Below are 15,160 nucleotides of genomic sequence, written 5' to 3'. Positions count from 1 at the left end.
CCGGCCGATCGGGCCGGACTCTGGGACACTGGGACCATGCGTGACCTCGCCTCGACGCTGCTGGATCGTCTCGCCGACGGTCCGGCGGCGTTGGCGCGTGTGGTGTCCACCAGCGGCCCCGCGCCGCGACAACTCGGCGCCGCGATGGCCGTCACCGCCGACGGCGACATCATCGGCTCTCTGTCGGCCGGGTGCATCGACTCGGCGGTCGTCCACACCGCCGCCGACGTCCTGCGGACGGGACACGCGGTGACCGAACGTTTCGGGACGACGGATGCCGACGGCATCGCGATCGGACTGACCTGCGGCGGCGAGATCGAGATCTTCGTCGAACGTGTCGACGACTCGCGCATCGCCCCACTCGCCGAATTGATCTCGGCTCTCGACGACGACCGCCCGGTCGCGCTCGCGACGACGCTGACCACCCATCCCGACTGGCGTCTGACCCACCCGCACGACGACGAGCCGTGGCAGGGACTCGACGCCGACGTCGCCGATCGATTGGCCGAGGGGCGCAGCGGAATCGTCGGCGTCGACGAGACCGAGAGCCCGCCGCCCGGCACCGCTCGGCCCCGCACGTTCGTACAGACCTTCGCCCCCGCCCGACGACTCATCCTGGTCGGCGCCAACGACTTCGTCCGTGCCCTCGCAACTGTCGGCGCGACGCTCGGATTTCATGTCACGGTCGTGGATCCGCGTCCGGTGTTCGCCACGAGAGCACGCTTCCCCGACGCCGACGACGTCGTCGTCGCCTGGCCGGATCGCTATCTTTCCGACGAGATCTCCTCCGGCAGAACAGGTTCGACGACGGTGGTGTGCGTGATGACCCACGACGCCAAGGTCGACGTCCCCGCGCTGGCCGCCGCACTCGCGGGTGCTGTCGGATTCGTCGGTGCGCTCGGTTCCCGTCAGACGCATCGGGATCGGATGCGCCGGCTCGTCGAAGCGGGGGTCGCCGACGAGCAGATCGGCCGCGTCCGTTCGCCTCTGGGGCTCGATCTGGGTGGGCACAGTCCGCAGGAGGTGGCGATCTCGATCGCCGCGCAACTGATCGCCGAACGCAACGGCGGTTCGGGGAGATCGTTACGCGAGCTCCGCGGGCCGATTCATCGGCTCGATGCCCGACCGTTCACACCCCGAGGGTCCGAGTGAGGTAGGGATTGGCGAAGACCCGGCCGGGGTCGAAACGATCACGGACGGTGAGGAACTCGTCGAACCGGGGATACCCGGCGCGCAGCTGTTCGGCGTCGCGGGTGTGCATCTTGCCCCAGTGCGGGCGGCCGTCGTACGCGGTCAGGATCTGCTCGACGTCACGGAAGTAGGCGGCGGAGTCGGTCGGGTCGTCGCGATGGTAGCGGTGGACCGCGATGTAGCCGGAGTTCCGGCCGGTCGCGGTGGAGAGCATCAGATCGTCGGCGGCTGCCGCGCGTACCTCGACGGGGAAACTCACCCGATGACGTCGGCGAGCGATCATCGCACGGATCTCACGCATCGCGTCGGGCACCGAGTCCAGCGGGATCGCGTACTCCATCTCGTGGAAGCGCACCGTCCGCGACGACACGAACACCCGGGTCGACGAATCGGTGAACGTCCGCCCCGACAATGCACGTCCCGACAGATGGGCGATGCCGGGCACCGCCCACGGCGCGCGAGCGCCGACCTCGCACAGCGCGCGAAAGACCTTGTTGCTCAGCAGCTCATCGTCGACGTAACGACGGAGTCGGCCGGGACCATCCGGTGGTAGGTCCCCGTCGAGCCGGGTGTTCGCCTTCAGCAGGGCACAATCGGTGTGCGGGAACCAGTAGAACTCGTGATGATCATGCGCCGCGACCCGGTGGAGGAAGCCGTCGATCGCGTCGTCGGCGGAACCGGTGGTCTCCACCGCGCGGAGGCCGAACGCCGGGACGCATCGGAGCGTGATGTCGGTGAGGATGCCGAGGGCCCCCAACCCGAGGGCGACCGCATCGAGTTCCACGTCGTCGCTCGAGAGCCGGACGACGTCCCCGGTCCCGGTCACCAGTGTGGCGCCGACGATCTGCGTGCTGATACCCCCGAATTGCAGTCCGGTGCCGTGGGTGCCGGTCGAGGTGGCGCCGGCGACGGTCTGTCGGTCGATGTCGCCGAGGTTGGCCATGGCGAGACGGTGCGGGGCCAGCAGGTCGGGGATCTCGTGCAGTCGTGTGCCCGCGGCGAGGCTCACCGTCCGCGCGTCGGCGTCGACACCCGTCAGGCCACGTAGTGCGGAGAGGTCGACGTGCACACCGCTCGTCACGGCGGCTCCGGAGAAGCTGTGCCCGGATCCGACTGCTTTGACGGTTGTCCCGTCGTCGGCGGCCCGAACGACGATCGCAGCCACGTCGTCGGCGGAGGTCGGACACAGGGTCGCACTGGGCGCGCACACCTCGGTTCCACCCCAGTTCCGCCACGTCACAGAAAGCACTTCCCCTCACCACGGTAGGTCGGCACCGTGTCGACGACCACGCGTGCGCCCGACTCGTCTCGGTCGATCACCGCGACCGTCGTCGACCGTTCACACACCTCGCCGGACTTCGTGTGCCGGAACCAGACCCGGTCGCCGACGGAGAGTCCGTCCGCTGCCGTGCCGCGCAGCGGAGTCTGCACCTCGCCGGCGGCCTCGGTGCCGACGTAGCGTAATCCGATCGGCCACACCGGCGTGGGTAACCGGTCGGTGCCCGGAGGTCCGGATGCGATCCAGCCGCCGCCGGCACACGTCACCATCCCCGACGCGGGGCGCCGCACGACGTCCAGCCCGAACGCCATCGCGGGCGCGGGCCGGAAGTGTGCGTACCCGTCGAACAGGTGTCCGCCGAAGAAGCCACTGCCGGCGGCGATGTCGGTGACGGAGTCGTCCTGCGCCGTGGCCTCGAGTGACCCGGTGCCGCCACCGTTGACGAACTCCAGGTCGGCCACCGAGCGGATCGCCGCGACGGCAGCGGAGCGCCGAGAGCGCAGTTCGTCCATCGAGCGCCGCTGCATCATCTGAATCGCTCTGTTGCGGAGGGGTTTACCAGCGACGTGATCGGCCAGTCCGGCGATCTGTGCCTCATACGACATGACGCCGGCCAACCGGAATCCCGCGCGTCCGTCGATGTGACGGGCGAGCGCGAGTGCCTCCGACGGGTCGTGCACCGGTGAGCGTCGGACGCCCAGATGCACACGGCCTCCGGCGAGTCGGGTCGAGGCGTCGAGGTCGATCGCGACCCGGATGACCGGTCGCCGGGTGGGGGAGGCGAGCGCGTCGATGATGTCGAGTTGGTCGATGTCGTCGATGAGGAGGGTGACGCGCCTGAGCGCGATGTCGTCGGAGAGCAGTCGTGTGAGCGCCCCGCGCCGCACCGACGGGTAACCGAGCAGGACATCGGTGACGTCGGAAGCCGTTGCCAGCCATCGTGCTTCGTCGACATCGAAGGCGAGTACACCCGCGAACCCGTCGAGTCCGAGGATCGTCTCGATCACCGATCGCACCCGCAACGACTTGCTGGCCACCCGGATCGGGACACCCGTTGCGCGGGCGCGGAGGTCAGCGATGTTGTGCCGCAGGGCGGTCCGGTCGAGCGCCAGGACCGGCCCGTCGAGGCCCGCCGCGCGCACCGCGTCGTCGAATCCCGTCCAGTACTGCGCAGGGTCGGATTCCCAGATCGGCCGGTCAGTCCTCGGTGACATAGGTCATCAGCGCGGCGGTCGACGCTTCGATGATCGTGCCGACGGCGTCGTCGTCGGAGGTGCTCAGATACGTGAGGGTGATGGCGTTGGTCGCCGCGATGATGACCGGGCCCAGGCTCTCCACCGGCGTACGCCATCGGACGGCGGCGCGCTGCGCCGAGGCGTCGAGACCCAGCGTGGCGACCTCGTAGAGCCGCTCGTACATCTGCTTGCCGACGCGCTGCAACTCGGCATGGTTGTGCGCGTAGATGCCCAGCGAGATGGTCGCCTGCATACGACCGGGATCAGCCTTGAGCAGCGAGTAGAACGCCTCGAGTTGTGAGCGCATGTTCTTCTGCATCGCCTCGCGGCCCTGTCCCTCGTCCACCACCATCGGCAGGATCGACTCGAGCATCCGGTTGATGTCGGACGGGACGGCGGTGTCCATCACGGCACACAGCAGCGCCGTTCGGCTGTCGAACGCGTAGTGGAAACTCGCGAGCGGCATGTTCGCGTGCGCGCAGATCCGCCGCGTGGTCGCACCCTCGACACCGTGATCGGCGATCACGCGGTACGCGGCTTCGATGAGCGCCGATCGACGTTCGTGGACTGACATTCGTGCCAACTTCGGACTACCCCCATGCCGACATGTGACCTGCACATGCGGTGAACATGTTCGCCGAAGCCTATCAGTGCATGTAACTGCGGGTATGTGAGTTGGCCGGGTGAATTGTCCGGTGCGTCCGCGGGCGGTCCCGGGGAGCTGTCGCGCCCGACATCGACGCCTCCGACACACCCCGATCGCGGTCACCCGACACCGTCGAGCATTACTCTTTAGTCCGTGACCTCGACGACCGGCCGAACGAGTACGCAACTGGCCCAGCGCGCTGCATCGACGCTGGCCACGGCCGGGATCTCCGCGGCCGACGTCCTGACCGCGGGCCTCGCCCGGCGTGGCCTTCCGGCCGCGCGGGCGCTCGGCGCCGACAGCGCCGACATCCGACGCTTCACCATCGGCTCGCCCTACGAGCGGGACGGCGCCTTCCGCAATCTGGAACCCGCCGAGCCCCAGGTCGACGCCGATCTCCGGGTGGTGCTCGACATGGCCCGCAGACCTGGTCGCCCGCGTCGGCCGGTCGAGGTGCTGCGACCGGACTTCGCCGAGGAGGCGGGCGACCTCCGGGCCACCTGGCTGGGTCACGCGTCGGTCCTCGTCGAACTCGACGGCGTGCGGATCCTCACCGATCCGGTGTTCAGCGCGCGCTGCTCCCCGTCGCAGCTCGTGGGTCCGGCCCGCATGCACGCCGCGCCCGCGAGCGTCGCGGACCTCCCCCCGGTCGACGTCGTGCTGATCAGTCACGACCACTACGACCATCTGGACATGGCGACTGTCGTCGATCTCGCCGAGCGTGCGCCGCACACGCGATTCGTCACCGCGATCGGTGTCGGTGCCCATCTCATCGCGTGGGGGATCGCCGCCGACCGCATCGAGCAGGCCGATTGGTGGGAGGAGCGCACGATCGTCGTCGGTGGCACGTCGTTGACGTTCACGTGTTGCCCGGCGCGACACTTCTCGGGCCGTGGCCTGAGCCGCAACCTGACCCAGTGGTCGAGTTGGGTGGTGGCGGGGCCGTCGCATCGCATGTTCTTCTCCGGCGACACCGGGTTCTCCGACCGGTTCGAGGAGATCACCACACGGGTCGGCCCGGTGGACCTGACGCTCATCGCCGTCGGTGCCTATGACCCGCTGTGGCCGGAGGTGCACGTGAACCCCGAGGAGGCGATCGCCGTGCACCGGATGCTCACCGGTGACCGGGTGCGCGACGCCGTCATGATCCCGATCCACTGGGGGACCTTCAACCTGGCCCGTCATTCCTGGGCCGACCCCATCGCACGGCTGCTGCCGTCGGCGGAGGCGAATACGTCGACGGTCGTCGTGCCGCCGCCGGGCGGGGGCGTCGACGTCGTCCACCGGACGGGCACCGCGATGCGGAATCCTGCGTGGTGGGAGGCATCCGCGTGACCCAGCTGTCCGAGGAGACCGCGAGCAATCGGGGTCTGAGCAGGGCGGAGGTCGACGAGCGCGTCGCGGCTGGCAAGGTCAACGATCTGCCTGATCGGTCCGGCCGCTCGGTCGCCGACATCGTCCGCGCGAACGTCTTCACCCGGATCAACGCGATCCTGGGTGTCCTGTTCGCCATCGTCGCCTCGACCGGCTCGCTGATCAACGGGCTGTTCGGACTGCTCATCATCGCCAACAGCGGCATCGGCATCATCCAGGAGATCCGGGCGAAACGGACCCTCGACAAGCTCGCCATCGTGGGTCAGACCGAACCGATGGTGCGACGTGACGGTCAGGTCGTCGCGTTGCCGCCGAATCAGGTGGTACTCGACGACATCATCGAGATTGGTGCCGGCGATCAGGTCGTCGTCGACGGTGAGGTGATCGAGGCGCTCGCCCTCGACGTCGACGAATCGTTGCTCACCGGTGAGGCCGACCCGATCGACAAGGCGCCAGGTGACCCGATCCTCTCCGGGAGTTTCGTCGTCGCCGGCTCCGGCGCCTACCGGGCCACCAAGGTCGGAGCGGAGGCGTACGCAGCGCAACTGGCCTCGGAGGCGTCCAAGTTCACGCTCGTCTCCTCCGAACTCCGATCGGGCATCGACCAGATCCTGAAGGTGATCACCTGGCTGCTCATCCCGGCCGGCGTGCTGACGATCGTCAACCAGCTGTTCATCAGCGAGAACGGGATTCGTGCATCCCTGCTGGGCATGGTCGCCGCGCTCGTGCCCATGGTCCCGGAGGGCCTGGTCCTGATGACCTCGATCGCATTCGCGGTCGGTGTCGTCCGGCTCGGCCAACGCCAATGCCTCGTCAACGAATTGCCGGCGATCGAGGGTCTGGCGCGCGTGAACGTCGTCTGCGCCGACAAGACCGGCACGCTGACCGAGAACGGCATGCGCCTGTCCGAGATCCGCTCGGTGGCCGACGACCCGCAGCCCGACCTCGACGACGTCCTGGCCTCGCTGGCCGCGCACGACCCGCGGCCGAACGCGAGCATGCTGGCGCTGGCCGAGGCCCATCCCACACCGCCCGCGTGGTCGGTCAGTGCCGTCGAGCCGTTCACGTCGGCCAAGAAGTGGAGCGGGATGTCGTTCCGCGACAGCGCGGGCCACGACGTGGGCAACTGGCTGATCGGCGCACCCGACGTGTTGCTCGACCCCAACAGCGAGCCTGCGGCGATGGCAGACGAGCTGGGCGCCACCGGGCTTCGTGTCCTGCTGCTGTCGCGGACCGACGTGCCGGTCGACACCGAGCCGGCGCCCGGTGCGGTCGCGCCCGGCTCCGCGGTCCCCGTGGCACTGGTGGTGCTCGAACAGCGGGTGCGGCCCGACGCGCGGGACACGTTGGAGTACTTCGCCAGTCAGCGGGTGGACGTCAAGGTGATCTCCGGCGACAACGCGACGTCGGTGGGGGCGGTCGCGGCGTCACTCGGACTGGGCTCCGCCGAGACGTCGGTGGACGCGCGCTCGCTGCCGACCGACCAACGTGAACTCGCCGAGGTCATCGACAACGGTGTGACCTTCGGCCGGGTCCGTCCTGATCAGAAACGCTCCATGGTCAAGGCGTTGCAATCCGTCGGCGACACGGTGGCGATGACCGGGGACGGCGTCAACGACGTGCTCGCACTGAAGGACGCCGACATCGGCGTCGCGATGGGTTCGGGCAGCTCAGCGGCGCGATCGGTGGCGCAGATCGTGTTGTTGGACAACAAGTTCGCGACCCTCCCGTACGTGGTGGGCGAGGGCCGCCGGGTGATCGGCAACATCGAGCGGGTCTCGAACCTGTTCCTCACCAAGACCGTCTACGCCGTCCTGCTCGCGCTGTTCGTCGGACTCGGCGGCCTGTTCGGGGAGCTCTTCGGTTACGGGTCGCTGAGTTATCCGTTCCAGCCGATCCACGTGACCATCTCGGCCTGGTTCACCATCGGTATCCCGGCGTTCATCCTGTCCCTGGCACCGAACAACGAACGGGCGCGGTCGGGATTCGTCCGACGTGTGCTGTCGCAGGCGGTGCCCAACGGGATCATCGTCGGCCTCTGTGCATTCGTGACGTACGTGATCGTCAATCCGGGTGGCGCCGGCGTCGAGATCGGGTCGAAGGATGCCGTCGATCTGAGCCCGGTGCAGACACAGGCGGCGACCGCGACCCTCATCACCCTGATCGCGGTCGCGCTCTACGTGCTGGCCGTCGTGGCCCGTCCGTACACGTGGTGGAAGGTCGTGCTGATCGCCGTCTCGGCCGCGGCCTACGTCATCATCTTCGCCTGGCCGTGGACGCAACACATGTTCAAGCTGGACTCGTCGAACATGCAGATGCTGTCGGTGGCGTTCATCTCCGCTGCCGTCGGCATCGTCGCGGTCGAGGCGGTCTCCCGCGTCGTCCCGCGGATTGCGGCCCGGCGCACGGATCGTGAGATGGCCTAGACTCGGGCCATGGATCTCAAAGGGCTGGTGGACAAGGCCAAAGCTGCGCTCAAGGGCAACCCGAGTCTGATCGACAAGGGTGGCGACGCCATCGACAAGGCGACCAAGGGCAAGTACTCCTCCCACGTCGACAAGGCGCAGGACGCGGTGAAGAAGGCTGTCGGCGCGCAGGACGCCCCGCAGCAGAATCCCGCGCCCGGCAATCCCGCGCCCCCGAAACCCGAAGCACCGAAACCCGAAGCACCGAAACCCGAAGCACCGAAACCTGAAGCACCGAAGGACAATCCGCCGCAGTAGTGGTACGCCCTTCGTGACGCACGCACGCTCGCTTCTCAGTGATCGGGTGATGTATCTGTTGTGATCCCTGAGGAGCCCCGGAGTGCCAGCGGAGGCGCGTCACGATCCCTTGGCCGGGCTGGCCCCGGCACGCGCGTGACGGCGGTACGCGGAGACGGTCGGATCGTCGGTGATCCAGAATCGCCACGGGACGTCGGCGGCCAGTCGCACACCGACGCGGGGGCCCGCACTGACCGATCGACGGTCTGGTGCCCGTGACCGCAGCAGGCAGACCGGCGCCCCGCCGTCGAGATCGCTGTCGAGGTCGGCCATGGTGATGCCGAGGGCGCGGGTGAGATTGCCCGGGCCCCGTGCCAGGAAACGATCGCCCTTCGACGTGGGCCGTCGTCGGCGGGCCAGATCCAGACCGTCGAGGACCTCTCCGGCGCGGATCAGCACCGCCGACCCCTGCTCGCGGGGACCGGTCACGACGTTGGCGCAGAAATGACCATGGATTCGGTACACATACAGTCGCCCCGCCGGTCCGTACATGATCTCCGACCTCGGGGTGCGGGTGTAGGCGTGCGATGCAGGGTCGTCCCGACCGCCGTACGCCTCCACCTCGGTGATCCGTGCCGCGACGCCGTGACCGACCAGAACGGTGCCCAGCAGGGCTCGCGCATCAGCGCTGACGCTAGGCTCACTGACCATGGCCAAGACGAGTGACTCCATCGATGTGGACCTGTCTGTCGAAGATACCTGGACGGCGGCGTCGGATCTGACCCGCTATTCCGAGTGGCTGGTGCTCCACGACGGCTGGCGCTCGACGGTGCCGACGGCGGACGAGCTCGCCGAGGGCGTCAAGCTGGCGTCGGTTGTCAAGGTCAAGGGAACCCGCATCCGGTTCGAGTGGACGATCGAGAAGTACCGTCCGTACGAGCAGGTGCGTCTGAAGGGGAACGGCAAGGGCGGGGTCAAGGCCAAGCTCGAGTTGGGCATTGTTCCCAAAGACGATGGTTCGACAGTAACCTTCACTGTTGATCTGGGTGGGTTGCCGTTGATCGGGCCCGCGGGCAAGGCCGCGGCCATGGCGGTATCCGGGGATCTGCGGAAGTCGTTGTCGACGTTCCGCGAGGTCTACAGCTGAATTCACAACGGGGCAGCAAACAGGGGGGACGGCGATGGGGCGTCACAGTTCAGGCGCTGATCGGCCGGAGGGCGCGGATCGATCGGGTACCGGGCCGCAGCGACAGGTGGGGGCCGAACAGACCGGGCCGCAACGTGCCTCGCGCACGGGTCCGATCGACATGCCTGCGAGCGGTCCGATCGATGCCCGGGCGGCCCGTGGCAACGGCAGACGCGGCGGTGCCGACGACGGATTCGGGTTCGAACACCGGCGCGTATCCACCGGCCGACGTGGCGGCTGGCTGTGGGGTGTGGCCGCGCTGATCGTCGTCGCGGCCCTCGTCACCGGCGTCGTGCTGTGGCGTACCGGCGCCGTCGGCTGCGGTGATCGTGAATCGGTCACCATCGCCTCCGATCCCGCGATGACGGGCGCGCTGCGCACCGTCGCACAGCAGGCCTCCGAGGACTCGTGCTTCGACTACGACGTGAACGGCGTGGCAGGTGCCGAGGTGCCCGGGCAGCTGACCAGTGGTGACAAGACCCCGGACCTGTGGGTGTCCGACTCGCAGATCCAGGCCCGCCGGGTCACCACCCAGGTGCGGAAGGATCTGAACCTGGTCGCGCCGTCGATCGCGACGTCACCGACCGTCGTCGCCGGCAAGGACGTCCCGGAGGTCGGCAGCTGGGTCGACGTCATGAAGTTGCCGGACCTGCGCACCGGTAGCCCCATCGACACCAGCACCGGTGACGCACCCATCGTCGGCGCGCTCGCCGAGGTGAACAACAAGAACCTCAGCGAGAGACAGCTGACCGAGGCCATGACAGTTCTGGCCGTCCAGCAGAACAACGCCCGTCTGGCCAACGACAACGAGGGCACCCGACTCAATCTGGCGAACACCTCCGACGTCCCGGTGATCACCACCGAGCAGCAGTATCTGCTGTTCACGAAGACACATCCGGGATCGGAACTCAAGGCATCGGTGCCCGCCGACGGCACCGTGATGCTGGATTACCCGATGGTGAACACCGCGTCGTCGGCGCGACGTGACGTCGCCGCCGAGGCGGGCAAGACCCTGGTCGACAGGTTGAGCTCGGCCGACGGACAGAAGGCCCTCAACGGAGCCGGCTACCGCAATGCCGAGGGCGCACCGTTGCCGGACGGCGCCGGCGTCGGGCAGGTCAAGGTCCTCGGGCTCGACGACCCCACCGAGGTCGACAAGGCGATCCGCCAGTGGCAGGTCCTCGGTGTACCCATCCGCACGCTCGTCGTCGAGGACACGTCGGGGTCGATGGCCGCTCCGGCCGGTGGCACCACCCGCGCGGGACTGCTCATCGATGCATCGATGCAAGGACTCAAGCTGTTCCCGAACAACTCCGAGATCGGCGGCTGGGCGTTCAGCATCGACAAGGGAGGGCCGAGCCAGGACTGGAAGTGGATGTTGCCGATCCGGCGTCTCGACGCGCCTGCGGTCAACGGCGGCACCCATCGTGAGGAGCTGGCGCGCGCAGTGCGGCAGGGTCTGTCCCCGTCGCAGCTCGGCGGCGGCACCGGCCTCTACGACACGACCCTTGCGGCATTCAAAGAGGTCCAGAACAGCTACGACCCCAACTACTCGAACTCGGTCATCATCATGACCGACGGGCAGAACGAGGATCCGAACAGCATCGGACTCGATGAGTTGCTGGCGGATCTGAAAGATCTCGAGGACCCGGCTCGCCCCGTCCTCGTCCTGACGATCGGCATCTCCGAGGACGCGGACACCGACGCGCTCAAGGCGATCGCCGACGCCACCGGTGGGACGACCTACGTCGCCAAGACCCCGAGTGACATCCAGAACGTGTTCGTCGACGCCATCCAGGCGAGGATCGCGGCCGCCGGCCGCTGACCTGTTCACCTGAGGATTACCTGTCGATCGGCGTTCGGAGTGGTCGTCAGTTCTGTCGTCGTGCAAAATCGGACACATGACCCGGAAAACTCCCTTGAATCGGACCGTAGGCGTCGCCGCGGCACTCGCCACCGTCGGGCTCGTAGCCGGCGCCTGTGGCTCGGATGACTCGTCGGACTCCTCGACGACGGTGACCGAGTCCGCCGCCGCCGCCACGAGCGCCGAGGACGACGCCGCCGACGACACGTACAAGGACGGGGAGTACTCGGCCACCGGGAACTACGTCTCACCCGGCGGGCCGCAGCAGGTCGGCGTCACGGTGACCCTGTCGAACAATGTGATCACCGCACTGAGCCTCGACACGAGCCAGACCAAGGGGACGTCGAAGGAGTTCCAGGGCAAGTTCGCGAGTGGGATCGACGCGCTGGTGATCGGCAAGAGCATCGATGAGATCGACGTCGACAAGGTGGCCGGATCGTCGTTGACGTCGACCGGTTTCGACGACGCCATCGACCAGATCAAGACCCAGGCCCGGGCCTGACACCACGGTGACGCCGACCGCCCACGACTGGGACTTCGAGGCGCTCGGCACGCGGTGGGAGATCACCACCCCGGAGCCGCTGCCGGAAGCGTTGCAGCACAAGGTCCTCGACGAGCTCGAACGTATCGACCGCACCTGGTCGAGGTTCCGTGACGACTCGCAGGTCGCCGAGATGGCCTGCACTGCGGGCTCGTATCCGATCGCACAGTCCGATCAGCCACTCGTCGACTGGTATCGGCGGCTCTACGAACTCACCGGCGGGGCGGTCACACCCATGGTAGGGCAGATGCTCGACGACGCCGGATACGACGCCGACAGCACGCTGTCGCCGAAGACGACGATCCGGCCCGCTCCCACGTGGGAGGAGGTGCTGGCATCCCACGATGGTGTCCTCGACATCCGTACCCCCGCCCTCCTCGACGTCGGTGCTGCCGGAAAGGGTTTCGCGGTCGACCGGGTGGCGTCGATCCTCGACGACGAGGTCTGTGCCTACATCGTCGACGGCAGCGGGGACATGCGGATCGTGTCCGACAGTCCGGTCCGGATCGCGTTGGAGCATCCGCTCGACCCGACCAAGGCCGTCGGTGTCGTCGAGCTGAGTGCCGGTGCGATCTGTGCTTCGGCGGCCAATCGGCGCGCGTGGGCGGACTGGCATCACATCGTCCATCCGCGGACCGCCTCGCCCGCACGGGAGGTGTTGGCGACCTGGGTCATCGCCCCGGACACGATGACCGCCGACGGGCTGGCGACTGCGCTGTTCTTCACCCCGGCGTCGATCCTGCGCGCCGACTTCGACTTTCACGCCGCGGGGTTCCATCACGTGACCATCCGACGCAACGGGAGCGTCGAGCACACCGACATCCCAGGGCTGGAGTTGTTCCTGTGAACCGCGTGATCCCGAGCTGGCTGACCTCGCATCGTGCCGTGTTGCTCGCACTGGTCGCGCTGGCCGTCGCGTCGTTCGTGGTGTCGGCCACCGACGACGAATTCGCTTTCACACCAGGTCAACTGGCGTTGTCGCTGCTGATCGCGGTCACGGTGAGCGGTGCGGTGACGTATGTCTGCGCGGCCGTCGTCCGTGTCCCGCCCGGGGCGGATTCCTGGTTGATCACCGGCCTCATCCTGTTCTTCATCCTGCCCGGGGTGAGCGACCGGGAGACCGCGCTGACGGTCGCGGTCGGCGCGGTGGCCGCGGCGGCGTCGAAATATGTTCTGGCATGGCGTCGTCGGTTGATCGTCAATCCGGCCGTCGCGGGGGCGGTGGTCGTGTATGCGCTTGCCTACGCCGAGGTCGGCGGGATCGGATACCCGATCTGGTGGATCGCGGCGGAACCGCTGCTGATCCCGATGATGGTGATCGGTGTGCTGCTGGTGACTGCGCTGCGCGAATGGCGGCTGGTCGTCGTCTTCCTGCTCGCATCGCTGGCGAGCATGGGGGTGCTCGAACTGGCCGAAGGCGGTCAGTCGCTGCAGTTCTGGTACATCTCGAGCCCGACGTTCTTCGTCGCGGCGATCATGCTGCCGGAACCCCTGAGCTCGCCGACCACGCGTCTGCACCGGCTCGTTTATGCGGCCGTCGTCGGTGTCCTCATGTACTGGCAGGTGTCGATCCCGGTCTCCGACGCGTTCAGCATCGAGTTCGTCCCCGAGATCGCACTGCTCGTCGGCTCGCTGTATGCCTTCGTCGTCCGGGTGGCGACGCGGTCGCCGTCGGGCCGAGTGTCTCTCACCTTCGCCGATCGGGCCCGGTTTCCCGCCGATCGGGCCCAGCTCATCGCCGACGACACCTACGAGCTGATCCTCGTCGCGCCCACCTCGCTCTCCTTCGCGCCGGGGCAGTGGGCCCTGCTGAGCGCCCCCGCATGGTCGCGTCCACTCTGGCACCGATCCAGACGGGTGTTCTCGTACGCCGAGGCACCCGGCGCCGACGAGGTCCGGTTCGCGTTCACGACGGGCGAGACGCCGTCGCACGTCAAGCGGGCGCTGATCGACGGAGACGTCAGACGGCTGTATCTGGATTCCTCCGGAGGCGACTTCGTCCTCCGGAGGTCGAGGCCGGACACGCCGATCATCCTGCTCGCCGCCGGGATCGGGATCACTCCCTTCCGCTCGATGCTCATGTCGGCGATGTCGATCGGCGGCGACCTCGGCCGGTTCACCGTGATCCACGTCGTCCGGGGCGCCGATCGTCGCGTGTATGACGACATGCTCGATGCAGCGCGTCAATCGGGGGCGTCGGTGCATGTGGTGGAGACCGGCGCGGGTGCTGACGGGGTCGACGACGACCTGATTCGGAACCTGGTCGGCGCCCAACGGCCGTCACAGTTCTACATTTCGGGGAGCCCGGGGTTCGTCAGGTCGACGGCCGGTGTCGTCCGACGCATCGATCCGTCAACCCGTCTGCAGTTCTGGCGGGTGCATACGGACGCGTTCCTCGGTTACTGATCGCGGCTGACCTGATCTGGACACGGTCGGCGCGATTCTGGACACGGTCAGCGAAACGGCGGGCGTCCGGGAGGCGTGAGCTCTGGAACCGGTGTCGTCATCTGCTCGCCACTCCGAACGCCCGTCGGTCGGATGGGTGGCGCGCTGGCAGCACTGCCCGTCACTGACCTGGCCACCGGTCTGCTGCGCGAACTGACCGCGCGCACCGGGCTGGGTGAGGGCGACGTCGACGACGTCATCCTCGGGCAGGGGTATGCCAACGGGGAGTCCCCGGCCATCGGTCGTATCGCGGCCCTCGACGCCGGACTCGGCGTCGGAGTACCCGGGATGGGAGGTGGACCGTCGATACGGTTCCGGGCTCCAGGCGGTGCTCAACGGTGCCGCGCAGGTCGCCACGGGCGGTGCACGACTCGTCATCGCCGGTGGTGCGGAATCGATGTCGAATGTCGAGCACTACGCGGTGGGGTTGCGGACCGGAATCCGACAGGGCGGTGTCGAGTTGATGGATCGCCTCGACCGCGGCCGTCTGACTGCCGGCGGCGACAGCCATCCGGTGCCGGGCGGGATGATCGAGACCGCCGAGAACCTGCGCAAGCGCTATGACATCGGACGGACAGAACAAGACGAACTCGCCGTCCGTTCGCATCGGCGTGCGGTCGACGCCCACCGCCGAAGGAGGTACGCACCTTCAACGGCCAGGACATGGTTCTCGAGGAGGCCATCGTCACCGACTAAG

The 15,160-nt window shown here is 67.9% G+C and carries 13 protein-coding genes and 1 pseudogene; 10 read left to right on the top strand and 4 right to left on the bottom strand.

Annotated elements, in window-relative coordinates:
- Positions 1-36: 36 nt before the first annotated feature.
- Entirely contained in the window at positions 37-1,152 is a 1,116-nt protein-coding gene (locus QSJ19_RS25155) for an XdhC family protein (protein ID WP_286323784.1), read from the top strand.
- On the opposite strand, the gene QSJ19_RS25150 is transcribed toward QSJ19_RS25155, so the two are convergent.
- From QSJ19_RS25150 to QSJ19_RS25140, 3 genes are read right to left on the bottom strand one after another with little or no spacing between them, the layout of a single operon-like run.
- The gene (locus tag QSJ19_RS25150) at positions 1,130-2,440 is read right to left on the bottom strand and encodes a D-arabinono-1,4-lactone oxidase (protein ID WP_286323783.1); all 1,311 of its coding nucleotides are present in this window, start codon (positions 2,438-2,440) and stop codon (positions 1,130-1,132) included. The genes QSJ19_RS25155 and QSJ19_RS25150 overlap by 23 nt on opposite strands.
- Positions 2,428-3,684, bottom strand: coding sequence for an alanine racemase (locus QSJ19_RS25145; RefSeq protein WP_286323782.1), 1,257 nt, complete (start codon positions 3,682-3,684; stop codon positions 2,428-2,430). Before QSJ19_RS25145 ends, QSJ19_RS25150 begins: the two co-directional genes overlap by 13 nt.
- A complete protein-coding gene (locus QSJ19_RS25140; protein WP_286323781.1) occupies positions 3,668-4,279 on the bottom strand; it encodes a TetR/AcrR family transcriptional regulator in 612 nt (203 codons plus the stop codon). Before QSJ19_RS25140 ends, QSJ19_RS25145 begins: the two co-directional genes overlap by 17 nt.
- Positions 4,280-4,504: 225 nt before the next feature.
- On the opposite strand from QSJ19_RS25140, the gene QSJ19_RS25135 reads away from it, so the two are divergent.
- Genes QSJ19_RS25135 through QSJ19_RS25125 form a run of 3 tightly spaced genes read left to right on the top strand, consistent with a single transcriptional unit; the run spans position 4,505 to position 8,448 of the window.
- A complete protein-coding gene (locus QSJ19_RS25135) occupies positions 4,505-5,686 on the top strand; it encodes an MBL fold metallo-hydrolase (protein ID WP_286323780.1) in 1,182 nt (393 codons plus the stop codon).
- Entirely contained in the window at positions 5,683-8,151 is a 2,469-nt protein-coding gene (locus QSJ19_RS25130) for an HAD-IC family P-type ATPase (RefSeq protein ID WP_286323779.1), read from the top strand. The genes QSJ19_RS25135 and QSJ19_RS25130 overlap by 4 nt, the downstream gene beginning before the upstream one ends.
- A gap of 9 nt (positions 8,152-8,160) precedes the next feature.
- Complete coding sequence (locus tag QSJ19_RS25125; RefSeq protein ID WP_286323778.1) at positions 8,161-8,448, top strand: antitoxin; 288 nt, start codon at positions 8,161-8,163, stop codon at positions 8,446-8,448.
- A 99-nt stretch (positions 8,449-8,547) separates the two neighbouring features.
- Here QSJ19_RS25125 and QSJ19_RS25120 read toward each other — a convergent pair whose 3' ends face one another.
- Entirely contained in the window at positions 8,548-9,159 is a 612-nt protein-coding gene (locus QSJ19_RS25120) for a DNA-3-methyladenine glycosylase (protein WP_286323777.1), read from the bottom strand.
- On the opposite strand from QSJ19_RS25120, the gene QSJ19_RS25115 reads away from it, so the two are divergent.
- The 6 genes and pseudogenes from QSJ19_RS25115 to QSJ19_RS25090 all read left to right on the top strand — a co-directional run.
- On the top strand, positions 9,137-9,574 hold the full coding sequence (locus QSJ19_RS25115) for a type II toxin-antitoxin system Rv0910 family toxin (protein ID WP_286323776.1): 438 nt from the start codon (positions 9,137-9,139) through the stop codon (positions 9,572-9,574). The two genes, QSJ19_RS25120 and QSJ19_RS25115, sit on opposite strands and share 23 nt — an antisense overlap.
- A gap of 34 nt (positions 9,575-9,608) precedes the next feature.
- Positions 9,609-11,438 carry a substrate-binding domain-containing protein gene (locus QSJ19_RS25110; protein WP_502876344.1) on the top strand — a complete coding sequence of 610 codons (1,830 nt, stop codon included), beginning with the start codon at positions 9,609-9,611 and terminating at the stop codon, positions 11,436-11,438.
- Positions 11,439-11,514: 76 nt separating this feature from the next.
- Entirely contained in the window at positions 11,515-11,979 is a 465-nt protein-coding gene (locus QSJ19_RS25105) for an FMN-binding protein (protein ID WP_286323774.1), read from the top strand.
- A 7-nt stretch (positions 11,980-11,986) separates the two neighbouring features.
- Positions 11,987-12,865: an FAD:protein FMN transferase gene (locus QSJ19_RS25100; RefSeq protein WP_286323773.1), complete on the top strand. Its 879-nt coding sequence runs from the start codon at positions 11,987-11,989 to the stop codon at positions 12,863-12,865.
- Positions 12,862-14,424, top strand: a complete 1,563-nt coding sequence (locus QSJ19_RS25095; RefSeq protein WP_286323772.1) for a ferredoxin--NADP reductase — start codon at positions 12,862-12,864, stop codon at positions 14,422-14,424. Before QSJ19_RS25100 ends, QSJ19_RS25095 begins: the two co-directional genes overlap by 4 nt.
- A 132-nt stretch (positions 14,425-14,556) precedes the next feature.
- A pseudogene (locus QSJ19_RS25090) lies at positions 14,557-15,160 on the top strand (thiolase family protein); the annotation flags it as partial.

It is taken from the genome of Gordonia sp. ABSL11-1 (assembly GCF_030315685.1).
Taxonomy (GTDB): Bacteria; Actinomycetota; Actinomycetes; order Mycobacteriales; family Mycobacteriaceae; genus Gordonia.
The sequence above is the reverse complement of the archived record's forward strand: the minus strand, read 5'-3'. Positions and strand labels throughout refer to the sequence as shown.